We start from the raw sequence: 12,040 nt of genomic DNA, 5'->3' as shown, positions 1-12,040 counted from the left end.
GCATGATGTGGCCGGTATTCACTCAACGGAGCCCGACATGTCCGACAGCATCGAATCCAGAGGCCAGTGCCTGTGCGGCGCGGTGAGCGTCACCGCCAAGGCCATGCCCACTGCCGTGGGCGCCTGCCACTGCTCCATGTGCCGCAAGTGGGGCGGCGGGCCGCTCCTGGTGGTCAATTGTGGTGACCAGGTCGAATTCTCGGGTGCCGAACACATCAAGACCTATGCTTCGTCGGAGTGGGCCGAGCGCGGTTTCTGCACCGCGTGTGGCACCCACATGTTCTATCGGCTCAAACAGAACAACATGCATTTCGTGCCGGTCGGCCTGTTCGACGAGGACGCCGGACTGCACTTCGATCATCAGGTGTTCATTGACGAGAAACCGGCGTACTACACCTTCGGTAACGACACCAAGGAGATGACCGGCGCCGAGGTGCTGGCGCTGTTCTCCTCTGACAACTGACCGCGGCCACATGGTGCTGCCAGGGCGGCTTGTGGTTGGCGGCGCGACCCGAGCCCGTTCGCGGCTGTCGCCCTGAACGGGTCCGCCCGGACCATGGTGTCAGTCGGGCTCCAGGGCGCTCAACACCTGCGCTCCATCCGCCCGCCGACCGGTCAGGTCGATCCACTTCACCCGTTGGGTTGCCGCGGTGCCCAGGTCGCGCCCGGCGGTGGTTCGGTCCGTGTCCTGATCGTGAAGGATCAGAATCCGGCGCAGATGGGCAGCTTGGCCGAGATGGCGCAGTTCGATCCGGCAGCCTTCGTTGTGCGCCTTGAACTGGCGAAGATCCATGAGCACATAGTTGGCGCGGGAGACCAGGGCAACCAGTGCATGCTGCCAGCTGGCGTCGGTGCAGTAGCACTCGTTCACCCGGTAACGCCCGTCGTCATCCGGGGCCAGGTCGAACTCGTCCAGGCGAGCGCTCACCTGATCCGGGGTGGCAATGAATCGCTCCCCGAGGCGCCGGCTCAGATAGACGAACAGATCGTCCGCGTCGAGGGTGCGGCTGATGAGGTCGGTGCCCGCAATGAGGATGGTGTTGCCGCTTGTCCGCCAGCGCTCGGTGACGTCGTCGAACAGGGCTTCGACCTCGGCGTCGCGTTGAAAGACCCGCAGGATCAGGAGCGTTGGCACGCCTTGGGGCGGCGGCGTTTCTCCCGCGAAAAGCCGGAAACCGAGTGGGACCCAGAGAATCGCGGCGAGTGAGCCGAAGGCGAGCGCTCCGGCGCTGTGGGTTGCCGGCAGCGCGGCGCTGGTCAGGATCACCAGCCAGATGCTTGTCGTGAGGTAGCTCAGCTCCGAGAATGCCTTGCGGCGATAGCGCTGGGCCAGGGTGCGAAACAGCCAGACGGCGGGTCCGGCGGCAATCAGCCACGGGGTGATGGTCAGCAGGACGATGGTGGGCCATGCACCGATCGTGGTGACCAGCGCGGTGAACCACTCCGGGGGATGTTCGGTCCAGGCGGCGCCCACATCCAGTCCGAGGATGGAGGCGGTCAGCAGCAGCGCGACGATGGGAAACAGCAGCGGCGCAATGGCGCGGATTTGCCCGGAAGCGGTCAGGTAGAAGAGGGCCAGCATGGGCACGAGGGTGGTGCTTAGCAGCCAGAGGCTGACAGCCAGCGCGGACTGCTCGTTGTTGGAGGCCAGCATCACCACCGGCACCAGAGCCGCAAGATAGGCCTGTACCGCGAGCACCGAACGCCACAGGGGCCAGCGCCACAGCAGGCCGAGACTGACCATCACCGGCCAGCTGTGGATGAGCCCGAGGATGAGCCAGCGGCGAAAGCCGAAGCCGGTGTCCGGCTCGATAACGGTGAGGTAGTAGACGCTGGTGCTCAGTCCGATCGCCAGACTGATGCCCGCCAGCCGCAACGAGAGGTGCCGGTTGCGCCGGGCATTGTCGGTACTCGAGAAGCGGGCATCGGGTGCAACAGGCCTTGCCGGGCCCGGCGAAGGGGGCGGGAATGCAGCGACCGTGGATGGCGCGGAACGGCGCATGAGCGCCACCATGGCCCTGCGATAGCGCCGTGCCAGCCAGAGGGCGAGCCCTGCGGAGATCGGCAGGGAGAGCAGGATGACCAGCAGCAGCTTTGCATCCACGTAGTCCATGGAAAACACTCCGGTCGCGCGATGCACCATTCTAGAGGGCGCCGGCGGTGCCGCATACGGGCACGCATGAACCTTGGGGGCTGGCGGGGGCTATCGGTAAGATGCACCTATTGCATTCGAGGGTCTTTGCGCCATGAAACACGCCGTCTTGCTCTTCATCCACTTTTCCTCCGCCATCTTCTGGGTCGGGGGCATGGCCTTTGCCTATTTCTGTCTGCGACCGGCTGCCGGTAGCGTCCTCGAGCCGCCCCAGCGCCTGGCCCTGTGGGCGGCGACCTTTGCCCGTTTTTTCCGTTACGTGGCGATCGCCGTGGTGCTCCTGATCGGCAGCGGACTGTGGATGATCCTGCGGATCGGTCTGAGCTATGCGCCCCATGGCTGGCTGGCCATGATGGTCCTCGGCCTGTTCATGGCCGGGGTGTTCGTGTTCATCTATTGGCGCCTCTATCCGCGACTGGTCGGACATGTGTCGGCCGGCCGCTGGCCGGATGCGGCCGCGGCACTGAACGATATCCGCCAGCTGGTTGCCCTCAATCTGGTGCTGTCCGTGCTGACGGTCGCCGCGGCGGCCTTCTCGCGATAAACCACCGGGCCGAGCGTTCGCATGCGTATCGCGCGCGGACGGCAATCCGGGCGCGATGCGAGCTGGCGTTGAGTGCATTCCCGTACCATTTGCAGGGTTTTTGTGGCATGGTTCGGCCCGTTCAAATGCAACCGAGACTGATCTGATGAGCACTTTGCCCAACTGCCCGAGCTGTGGCTCGGAATACACCTACGAAGACGGCGCCATGTACGTCTGCCCGGAGTGCGCACACGAGTGGTCCCAGGATGCCGCGGCTTCGCAGGATGAGGGACTGGTGGTCAAGGATGCCAACGGCAACCTGCTGGCCGACGGCGACGACGTGGTGATTGCCAAGGATCTGAAGGTCAAGGGCGCCTCGCAGCCGTTGAAGGTCGGCACCAAGGTGAAGGGCATCCGTCTGGTCGAAGGCGACCACAACATCGACTGCAAGATTCCGGGTTACGGCGGTATGAAGCTCAAGTCGGAGTTCGTCAAGAAGGCGTGAAGCCTGCCCCTGCGCCGGGCTAGTGCGTATGATTTCACGACAGCCTGAACAAGGCATGACCGCCAAGGATGAAGCATGAGTACCCGCGTCTGGTTCTGGGACACGATCGCGCGCCGATATGCCCGTACGCCCATTGCCGATCAGGCGTCGTACGAGCAGAAACTGGCATTCACCCGCGCATACTTCTCACCCCTGTCGCGGGTGCTGGAAATCGGGTGCGGGACGGGTTCGACCGCCATTCTTCACGCCCCTTACGTCGAGCACTACCACGCGATCGACTGTTCCGGTCAGATGCTGGAGATCGCCCGCCAGAAAGTGGCCGAGAGTGCCCTCGCCAACCTGAGCTTCGAACAGGCCACCATCGAGCGTCTCGACAGCCCCAAAGGCGAATGGGATGCGGTGCTTGCCATGAGTGTGCTGCACTTGCTCGACCACAGGGGCGCGGCGCTGCGCAAGATCCATTCGCTGCTCAAGTCGGGCGGCGTCTTCATTTCAAGCACCATCTGCCTGGGCGACAGCCCGCTCAAGTTCCGCATGCTGGCCCCTTTGTTCCGCATGCTGCCGTTCATGCCGCGCTTTACGGCGTTCAAGCGTGACGAACTGATTGCCGACATCGAATCGGCCGGGTTCAAGGTCGAGAAAATCTGGTGCCCCGGCCCCAACAAGGCGGTGTTCATCGTCGCCCGGCGCCAGTCGTCGCGCGCGGCCAGCGCCTGAACGCCGGCTGGCCTCAGAATTTCATCGTTTCACCCGGCGCCAGATCGATCACCTTGGTCTGCGTGGTGCCGAGTGCTGCCTTGAATTCTTCCGGCGTGCCCGTGAGCGGCGGGAAAGTCTCGTAGTGGATGGGGAGCACCTGCTTGCTGTTGAGCAGGTTCCTGACGGCGTAGGCAGCGTGTTTCGGGTCCATGGTGAAATGTCCGCCGATGGGGAGCAGCTCCAGATCCGGGCGGTAGTACTCGCCGATGATTTTCATGTCGGCGAATACCCCCGTGTCGCCCGCGTGGTAGATCCTGTAACCGTTCTCCAGCTCGATGATGTAGCCCGCCGGTTCGCCGCCGGGATGGACCGACTTGTGTCCGTCGGCATCGGTGTGCACGAATTCGGAACTGTGCTCAGCGCGCACCATGGTGACCGTGACCCCATCCACTGGCTTGATGGGGCCACTCTTGTTGAAACGGATCAACTGATCGGCAGGGACCACGCCCAGGGTACTGAAGGTGTGACCCATGTCGGCGTTCATGGCCACCTTGGCGCCGGTCATCCTCGCGATCTCGGCGGTGTCCCCCACATGGTCACCGTGTCCGTGGGTCACGAGGATGAGGTCCACCTTGCCGAGTCCGGAAAGGTCCTTGAGTGCCTCGGGCGTTTTCGGGTTCCTGGTGATGAACGGATCGATCAGGATGACCTTGCCGGCATCGGTGGTGATCTTGACGGCGGCCTGGCCGTACCAGAGCAGTTCGGCGGCGGTCGCCGGGAGGGTCACGGCGCTCAGCACCAGCAGTGCGCTCTTGAGTCGGTTCTTCATCGGAGTCTCCGGTCAGGGTTCTTCCGATGGACCCGCACACCGCGCAAGCGTTCCGCCCCGACATGGCGGATGGAGCGGGCTATAGTGTGAGCACTCGTGCAATTCCCGGAGCCGGGCATGACGCCACCTGCATCCGATCAACTCTCAAAGGTGTTTGCCGTCCTGTCGCCGGCGCTCACGGTGAGCCCCGTGCCGGTGACGCCCGACGTGTACCAGCGCCTCGATGCCGACTTCGATTCGTTTCGCGGGCATGTGCTCATCTCGGCCTTCGAGTTCTCGGCACCCTGGCCCACGTGGGAGCGACATCCGGCCGGTGACGAGACGGTGATTCTGCTAGATGGCGACGTCACGCTGACCCTGCGCACCGCGGCGGGGGACCAGCACGTCCGGCTGAATGTGCCCGGGCAGTTCCTGATCGTGCCGCGCGACACGTGGCACACTGCCGTGCCGCACCTGCCGACGAGGATGATCTTCATCACCCCGGGCGAGGGCACGGAAAACTCCGCTTCACCGACCGTTTGAGCGCATCCGCATGCCAGCAAGACACACCTGGGCGACGATGGCCCTGATCGCCCTGAGCACGACCGCATGGGCAGACCCGTGCGTGACCCAGGCCAACACGCAGGAGATGAATGCCTGCGCCCGACAGCAGCTCGATGCAGCCGATGCCCGCCTCAATGAAGCGTACACCGCGCTCAAAGCGGCGCTGCCGGCCGAGAACACCCCCGGCGTTGCGGGCCCGTCACCACGCCTGGCCTTGCGCGACGCGCAGCGGGCCTGGATCACCTTCCGCGATGCCGATTGTGCCGCCCAGGCGCAGCTCTACGCCGGGGGCAGCATCGTGACGTTGATCCACCTCGGTTGCCTGCAGCAGCGCACCGAGCAGCGCACCCGCGAACTGCAGCGGGACCAGTGGCTGCCCGGGGGCTGATACGCCTCGGGGCATGCAGCGGCCTCAGTGGGTCGAGTTGCCGATGAAGCTGGCCAGCTCCGGCGTGCCGGGGTGGGCGAACAGGTCTTTCGGGTGACCGACTTCATGCACCTTGCCCTGGTGCATGAACACCAGCTTGTCGCCCACCTCGCGGGCGAAGCGCATCTCGTGGGTGACCATCACCAGGGTCATGCCTTCCGAGGCCAGTTGCTTGACCACGGCCAGCACCTCGTTGACCAGTTCCGGGTCCAGCGCCGAGGTGATCTCGTCGCACAGCAGCACGCGCGGTTGCATGGCCAGAGCACGGGCGATGGCCACGCGCTGCTGCTGGCCGCCTGAAAGCTGATCCGGATAGGCGTCGAACTTCTCGCCCAGACCCACTTTTTCCAGCATGGCTTCGGCGATGTCGCGGGCTTCCGACCTGGGCGTCTTCTTGACCACCGTGGGGGCCAGCATCACGTTCTCGCCTGCCGTGAGGTGCGGGAACAGGTTGAACTGCTGGAACACCATGCCCACCTTCAGGCGCAGCGGGCGCAGGTCTTTCTCGCCGGCGTGCAGCGTGGCGCCCTCGACCTGGATTTCGCCCTTGTCGATGGACTCCAGCCCGTTGATGGTGCGCAGCAAGGTGCTCTTGCCCGAGCCGCTCTTGCCGATCAGCGCGATGACTTCGCCTTCCTCGATGTCCAGGTCGATGCCCTTGAGCACGTGGTTGTTGCCGAAATGCTTGTGCAGGGTGGAGATCTTAACGAGCGACATGGAATTTCCTTTCGAGTGACTTGGCATACAGCGACAGCGGGTAGCACAGGCAGAAATAGGCCAGGGCGACAAAGCCGAACACCATGAAGGGTTTGAAGGTGGCGTTGGCGAGCATGGAGCCGGTCTTGGTGAGCTCGGCAAAGCCGATGATCGAAGCCACCGCCGTGCCCTTGACCACCTGCACCGAGAAGCCCACGGTCGGCGCCACGGCAATGCGCAGGGCCTGCGGCAGGATCACGTAGCGCATCTGTTCAAGCGGGTTCATGGCCAGACTTGCCGAGGCTTCCCACTGGCCTTTCGGAATCGATTCCACACAGCCGCGCCAGATTTCCGCCAGATAGGCGCTGGTGAAGAGCGTCAGCCCGAGCGCGGCGGCCAGCCAGGGTGAGACATCCACGCCGACCAGGGACAGGCCGAAGAACACGATGAACAGCTGCATCAGCAGCGGCGTGCCCTGGAAGACCTCGATATAGGCTTTCGCCCCGGTCTGCAGCCAACGTGCTTTCGAGATGCGCGCCATGAGCACGAGCAGGCCGGCCGCGCCGCCGAGCACGAAGGCGATGAGCGACAGCGCGAGCGTCCATTTACCGCCTTCGAGCAGGTTGCGCACGATGTCCCAGGTGGTGAATTGGGTGAACATCAGACGGCCCTCCGGGTCACATATCGCCGGCCGATCAGCATCAGCACCTGACGCAGCAGCACGGCGAGCAGGAAGTAGATGGCGGTGGTGACGAAATAGGTTTCAAAGGCGCGGAAGTTGCGCGACTGGATGAAGTTGGCCGCAAAGGTGAGCTCTTCGGTGGCGATCTGCGAGCACACCGCCGAGCCGAGCATGACGATGATCACCTGGCTGGTGAGCGCCGGCCACACCTTCTGCAGGGCGGGGCGCAGCACCACGTAGCGGAAGATCTCGACACGGCTCATGGCCAGCGAACTGGCGGCCTCGATCTGCCCCTTGGGCGTGGCCTGGATGCCGGCGCGGATGATCTCGGTGGAGTAGGCGCCCAGGTTGATCACCATGGCCAGCACGGCCGCTTCCCACTCGCCCATGCGTACTCCGATGGCGGGCAGGCCGAAGAAGATGAAGAACAGCTGGACCAGGAACGGGGTGTTGCGGATCAACTCCACATAGACCCCGAAGATCCAGTTGAAGGGCTTGATGTGCCAGCCGCGGCAGATGGCTCCGATGATGCCGAGCCCGATGCCGAGCACGGCGCCCACGGCCGTGAGCGCCAGCGTGAAACCGGCGCCCTTGAGCAACAGGTTGGTGTATTCAAACACCGGCGCGAATTCGAATTGATATGCCATCTCTGACCTCTCTGTGATGGGCCGTCAGCGGTGCGGCCGACGGCCCGGTGAATCCGTGATGCGAGTTTCAGAGACCTTCAGGCAGGGGCTGCTGCAACCACTTCTGTGAGATGGCTTCGAGGCTGCCGTCGGCCTTGGCGGCGGCGATGATGGCATTCACCTTGGCGAGCAGGGCGCTCTCGCCCTTGTTCACGCCCACGTAACAGGGCGAGTTCTTGATCAGGAATTTGGCGGACAGCTCACGCAGGTCGGTGAGGTCATTGACCGCGGCCGCCACCACGTTACCGGTGGCCACGAGCTGGACCTGGCCGGTGAGGTAGGCCGAGATGGTGCCGTTGTTGTCCTCGAAGCGCTTGATGGTCACGTCCTTGGGGGCAATCTTGGTCAGCTCCAGGTCTTCCACCGAACCGCGGGTGACACCGACCACCTTGCTGGACAGGTCGCCGACCTGGGTCACGCTCATGTCTTTCGGGCCGAACACGCCGTTGAAGAAGGGCGCGTAGGCGTCGGAGAAATCGATCACCTTGGCGCGGTCCGGGTTCTTGCCCAGGCTGGAGATCACCAGATCGGCCTTGCCGGTGGTGAGGTAGGGAATGCGGTTGGTGCTGGTCACCGGGATCAGCTCCACCTTCACGCCCATGGCCTTGCCGATCAGCTCGGCCATATCGATGTCGTAGCCGCGCGGCTTGAGATCCGGACCGACCGAGCCGAAAGGCGGAAAGTCCTGCGGCACGGCGACCTTGAGCACGCCGGCCTTGCCGACGGATGCAAGTACGTCGGCGTGGGCCGTCGGCAGGCCAAGGGTGAGCACGGCGGCGGCCGTGGTGAGGGCTGAGAGGAAGTGGCGACGATTCATGGCGGTTCTCCGTGAGATCAGGGGGTCGGGTGACAGGGGTTCAGGGCAGGTCGAGCGCGATGCCGGCGCGCTCGGCGGTTCGGGTGAGGTGGTGGCGCATGGCTACGTGCGCCCCGGTGGCATTGCCCGTCGTGATGGCGAGGGTGATGGCACGGTGTTCTTCGGCGGTTTCCTGGATGCGCTCCAGGTCGGCAAAGGCCAGGCGCAGGTTGTGGGCGATGCGCCCTCGGGCATCGGCAATGGCTTCATGGAACAGCGGGTTACCGCACAGTTCGGCCACCCGGGTGTGAAAGGCCAGGTCCGTTTCGGAGGCGAGCACCAGATCCTTCGCCGCGATGGCGCTCTCCAGCGTGTGCTGCAGGGACCACAGTTCGCTCGCGCCGGCGGGCTCGATGCAACGCGCCGCCAGGGCCGCGGCCATGGGTTCGAGCGTGATGCGGTACTCGAACATGGCTTTGGCGGGAATCGACTCCGGCCCATCGGGCAGATCACTCGCGTCCCGATGCTGACCGCTGGTCACGATCACGCCCTTGCCCGGGCGAGAGCGCACCATGCCGAGGGCTTCGAGCATGGAGATGGCTTCGCGCAACGAGGCGCGGCTGATGCCCATGGAGACTGACAGCTCCCGTTGGCCCGGCAGCATGCTGCCGGGGGCGAACTGCCCCTCCAGGATCTGTTTCTGCAGATGGCGGGCGGCGTCGTTGGACACGCTTGAAGCGGTTTTGATCATGTGTTCAGACCGGTCAGACCAGTGATGCCGAAAACAAAGCCAGAAGCATGCCAAGCTGTTTGAAGACGCGGCTGTGCTTGAACAAAAGACAATCAGTTCAAAGCGATAGGTGGATACTCAAGGCGAACTGAGCCACCCCGTGCCGCGCGCAGAAACACGCCCACGGCGCACGCCCTCGGTGCGTCGTCGGCCCTGCGGCGTGCATCCTGGTGCATCGACGCCACCGATTCGGTGCGCCGAGCGTTTCAGGATCAGACCCGGTAGCCTTCTTCCATCAGCACGCGCTTGACCACCGGCCGGGCGCACATGGCCTGAAAGTGTTTGCGGCAGGCCTCGGGCATGGACAGGTCGATGCGGTCGGCCCAGAACTCCACATAGAACAGGGCTGCGTCGGCAATGGTGAAGTGCTCGAAGCACCACGGGCCTTCGGTGGTGGCCAGATGATCCGCCATGCGCCGCAGGCCCTTCTGTACCAGCACCTTGCCCTGATTGACGACGGCGTCCGCGTCGGATGCGCGCAGGGCGTATCGGTCGGTGGTGAAGATGCGGGTGTAGCCCTGGCCGTGGATGTTGGCGGTCACGTCGCTGACGATCTCCAGCGCCTTGGCCTGGGCGACCGGGTCGGCGGGCAGCAACTGCCTTTTCGGATAGCGCTGTGCCAGCCACCAGGCGATGGCGGTGAACTCGGTCAGGGCCGTGCCGTCGTCCAGCAGCAGGGTGGGGATGGTGCCCTTGGGGTTGATGGCCAGGTATTCCGGCTTCTGCCCGTCGCCGGCCGGCAGGTTGAGCACGTCGGCGCTGAAGACCAGTTCCAGTTCTTCGAGCAGGATGTGAATGCCGGTGCTGCAGGAGCCCGGCGTCATGTAGAAGGTCATCATGCGGCCGACTCCGAGATCACGTCCATGCCACGGAACACGGCGCATTTGCGGAACACCGCCATGCCCGGCGCCACCTGCTTGTGGTGGCAGAACTTGGCCGTGAGTTTGGTCAGGCCCTTGATGTCGCGGCCGCTGGCCTCGGGGAACTGCTCGGCCAGTTGCGCGATGAGCCCGTCGTCGATGGCCAGGCCGAACTGATCGGCCATGACCCGCCAGATACGCTTGCGATCATCGAACCCCGGTTGGTGATAGCGGATCATCGCGATGCAGCGCGAGATGATCGCCTCGTCGATGTCGCCGATCCGGTTGGTGGTCAGAAAAAGCAGGCCATTGAAGTATTCGAGCACCCGCAGGAAAACGCCCACCACCGCGTTGGCGGCGATGTTGTCGTCCCGGCGCTTGATATACACATCCGCCTCGTCGATGAGCATCACCGCGCCCCAGCGCTGGGCGCGGGTGAGCGTCTGGCGCAGGGCGATTTCCATCTCCGCCACGTTCAGGCCCAGCTGCCCCGAATGCACCCGGTAGAGCGGGCGCTGGATGATCTCCGAATACACCTCGGCGGTGAGCGTCTTGCCGACGCCCGCCGGGCCGGCGCACAGCACCGTGGTACCGCCGCTCTTGCCCTCGACGATGTCGTCCATGAGCACGTCCATTTCGGCGGTGAGGATGTCGATCAGGTCGATCTGCTCGGGCGGCAGGATGAGCTTGTCTTTCAGGGCAGGGTCGTATTCATAGGGCTGCATGTCGTCCACATGCACCCACAGGTGATGGTGCAGCTCCAGATGAAACATGAGCACATAGGGATGCACCGGCAGTTGCGTGAACAGTCCCTCGGGAACGCTGTCGCGCATCTTTTCCAGCTGGGTTTCGAGCTTCAGGTCGATGCGGCTGCTGCGTTCCGCCTTGCGCAGGAACTTGGCGAGGATGTCGCCGGGCATCTCGAGTGTCAGGTCGCGATCCTTGAGGATTTCCTCATCATTCACCAGCCGCGCCTGGCCGCCGCTCGACGAGAGCACCACCAGGCTCTTGCGCGACCAGTCGGTGGTGCGATGGGAGGCGGTGGGGTCTTCGGCATAGATGCCGGTGCCGCGGCCGGAAAACTGCTGGCCGTAGCGGGACCGCCACTCGAAATAGTGCCCGGCCGAGGCGTCATAGGTGTCGACCAGTGCCCGCGTCTCCTTGAGATAGCCTTTCTCGGCGAAGATCTCGCGCAGGTTCTTGCCCTCGATGTCACGCCCGCGAATCATCACCTGCTCGACCGCGATCTTGCCCATGGCATTGGCGCGCAGCTCGATCAGGATGCGGCCTGATTCCTCTTCGCCCGGCGGTGTGTAGTCGAGCCGCGTGATCAGGTATGCCGCCGGTTTGCCGGCCATGCTGGCGCGGAACAGCCAGCCGCGAATCACGTCCTGCAGCACAAAGGCCATGATGTCGGGCACCAGCCGCTCCAGATCACCATCGCGGTAGCGCGTGCCGCTGTCGTTCACCGCCTCTTCAAGCGTGGATATCTGCGCGGCCCGAGCGGCCATGCGCGGCCCGCCCGCCTCATAGCGCTGGCGCAGGAAGCGCAGTTGCTCGACGGTGAAGTCCCGGTAGGGCACTTCGACGCGGCCGCCGAGGCGCAGCTGCTCGCGCAGGTTGATCAGTTCCGGAAACTGGACGACCAGGGCTTCCACACTGGCCTTTTCGATTTGCAGCTTCATGCGTGTTCCACGAGGTTGAGCGTCATTGCCACCCCCGAAGCAATCCATGCGCCAGTCTGCAAGTGCTTGTTTTAACGCGGGTCGTGGATCGGTGTGTGTGCTCGTCGGCCGGCAGCGAGCGCGATTTGTCGCACTTGCCACAGGGGCGTCGTGCCCTGGCATGAGTT

15 protein-coding genes are annotated in these 12,040 nt (G+C 64.3%); 6 read left to right on the top strand and 9 right to left on the bottom strand.

Annotated elements, in window-relative coordinates:
• The first annotated feature begins 37 nt into the window (after positions 1-37).
• Complete coding sequence (locus tag J0W34_RS14345) at positions 38-463, top strand: GFA family protein (RefSeq protein WP_227817161.1); 426 nt, start codon at positions 38-40, stop codon at positions 461-463.
• A gap of 99 nt (positions 464-562) precedes the next feature.
• Here J0W34_RS14345 and J0W34_RS14340 read toward each other — a convergent pair whose 3' ends face one another.
• Entirely contained in the window at positions 563-2,113 is a 1,551-nt protein-coding gene (locus tag J0W34_RS14340) for a hypothetical protein (RefSeq protein ID WP_230969240.1), read from the bottom strand.
• Between the two features lie 133 nt (positions 2,114-2,246).
• Between J0W34_RS14340 and J0W34_RS14335 the strand changes: the two genes are divergently transcribed.
• The 3 genes from J0W34_RS14335 to J0W34_RS14325 all read left to right on the top strand — a co-directional run bounded on the left by J0W34_RS14335 (position 2,247) and on the right by J0W34_RS14325 (position 3,897).
• On the top strand, positions 2,247-2,696 hold the full coding sequence (locus J0W34_RS14335) for a CopD family protein (RefSeq protein ID WP_230969239.1): 450 nt from the start codon (positions 2,247-2,249) through the stop codon (positions 2,694-2,696).
• Positions 2,697-2,841: 145 nt separating this feature from the next.
• Positions 2,842-3,180: a zinc ribbon domain-containing protein YjdM gene (locus J0W34_RS14330; RefSeq protein ID WP_230969238.1), complete on the top strand. Its 339-nt coding sequence runs from the start codon at positions 2,842-2,844 to the stop codon at positions 3,178-3,180.
• A 75-nt stretch (positions 3,181-3,255) separates the two neighbouring features.
• Positions 3,256-3,897, top strand: a complete 642-nt coding sequence (locus J0W34_RS14325; RefSeq protein WP_230969237.1) for a class I SAM-dependent methyltransferase — start codon at positions 3,256-3,258, stop codon at positions 3,895-3,897.
• A 13-nt stretch (positions 3,898-3,910) separates the two neighbouring features.
• On the opposite strand, the gene J0W34_RS14320 is transcribed toward J0W34_RS14325, so the two are convergent.
• A complete protein-coding gene (locus tag J0W34_RS14320; RefSeq protein WP_230969236.1) occupies positions 3,911-4,708 on the bottom strand; it encodes a metal-dependent hydrolase in 798 nt (265 codons plus the stop codon).
• Positions 4,709-4,825: 117 nt separating this feature from the next.
• Between J0W34_RS14320 and J0W34_RS14315 the strand changes: the two genes are divergently transcribed.
• Both J0W34_RS14315 and J0W34_RS14310 read left to right on the top strand, forming a co-directional pair.
• Entirely contained in the window at positions 4,826-5,230 is a 405-nt protein-coding gene (locus J0W34_RS14315; protein WP_230969235.1) for a cupin domain-containing protein, read from the top strand.
• A gap of 10 nt (positions 5,231-5,240) precedes the next feature.
• Positions 5,241-5,639, top strand: a complete 399-nt coding sequence (locus J0W34_RS14310; protein ID WP_230969234.1) for a lysozyme inhibitor LprI family protein — start codon at positions 5,241-5,243, stop codon at positions 5,637-5,639.
• Positions 5,640-5,663: 24 nt separating this feature from the next.
• Here J0W34_RS14310 and J0W34_RS14305 read toward each other — a convergent pair whose 3' ends face one another.
• The 7 genes from J0W34_RS14305 to J0W34_RS14275 form a co-directional block, all read right to left on the bottom strand.
• Positions 5,664-6,395 carry an amino acid ABC transporter ATP-binding protein gene (locus J0W34_RS14305; RefSeq protein ID WP_230969233.1) on the bottom strand — a complete coding sequence of 244 codons (732 nt, stop codon included), beginning with the start codon at positions 6,393-6,395 and terminating at the stop codon, positions 5,664-5,666.
• Positions 6,382-7,035 carry an amino acid ABC transporter permease gene (locus tag J0W34_RS14300; RefSeq protein ID WP_227817152.1) on the bottom strand — a complete coding sequence of 218 codons (654 nt, stop codon included), beginning with the start codon at positions 7,033-7,035 and terminating at the stop codon, positions 6,382-6,384. Before J0W34_RS14300 ends, J0W34_RS14305 begins: the two co-directional genes overlap by 14 nt.
• Positions 7,035-7,703, bottom strand: coding sequence for an amino acid ABC transporter permease (locus J0W34_RS14295; protein WP_227817151.1), 669 nt, complete (start codon positions 7,701-7,703; stop codon positions 7,035-7,037). The genes J0W34_RS14300 and J0W34_RS14295 overlap by 1 nt, the downstream gene beginning before the upstream one ends.
• Positions 7,704-7,770: 67 nt before the next feature.
• A complete protein-coding gene (locus J0W34_RS14290; protein WP_230969232.1) occupies positions 7,771-8,559 on the bottom strand; it encodes a transporter substrate-binding domain-containing protein in 789 nt (262 codons plus the stop codon).
• Positions 8,560-8,599: 40 nt separating this feature from the next.
• A complete protein-coding gene (locus J0W34_RS14285; protein WP_230969231.1) occupies positions 8,600-9,289 on the bottom strand; it encodes a FadR/GntR family transcriptional regulator in 690 nt (229 codons plus the stop codon).
• 251 nt (positions 9,290-9,540) lie between these two features.
• Complete coding sequence (locus J0W34_RS14280) at positions 9,541-10,167, bottom strand: glutathione S-transferase family protein (RefSeq protein WP_230969230.1); 627 nt, start codon at positions 10,165-10,167, stop codon at positions 9,541-9,543.
• Positions 10,164-11,873: an AAA family ATPase gene (locus J0W34_RS14275; RefSeq protein ID WP_230969229.1), complete on the bottom strand. Its 1,710-nt coding sequence runs from the start codon at positions 11,871-11,873 to the stop codon at positions 10,164-10,166. The genes J0W34_RS14280 and J0W34_RS14275 overlap by 4 nt, the downstream gene beginning before the upstream one ends.
• Positions 11,874-12,040 lie beyond the last annotated feature (167 nt).

This window comes from Nitrogeniibacter aestuarii (assembly GCF_017309585.1).
GTDB classification, from domain to species: Bacteria; Pseudomonadota; Gammaproteobacteria; order Burkholderiales; family Rhodocyclaceae; genus Nitrogeniibacter; species Nitrogeniibacter aestuarii.
This window is presented reverse-complemented; position numbering and strand designations above follow the sequence as displayed.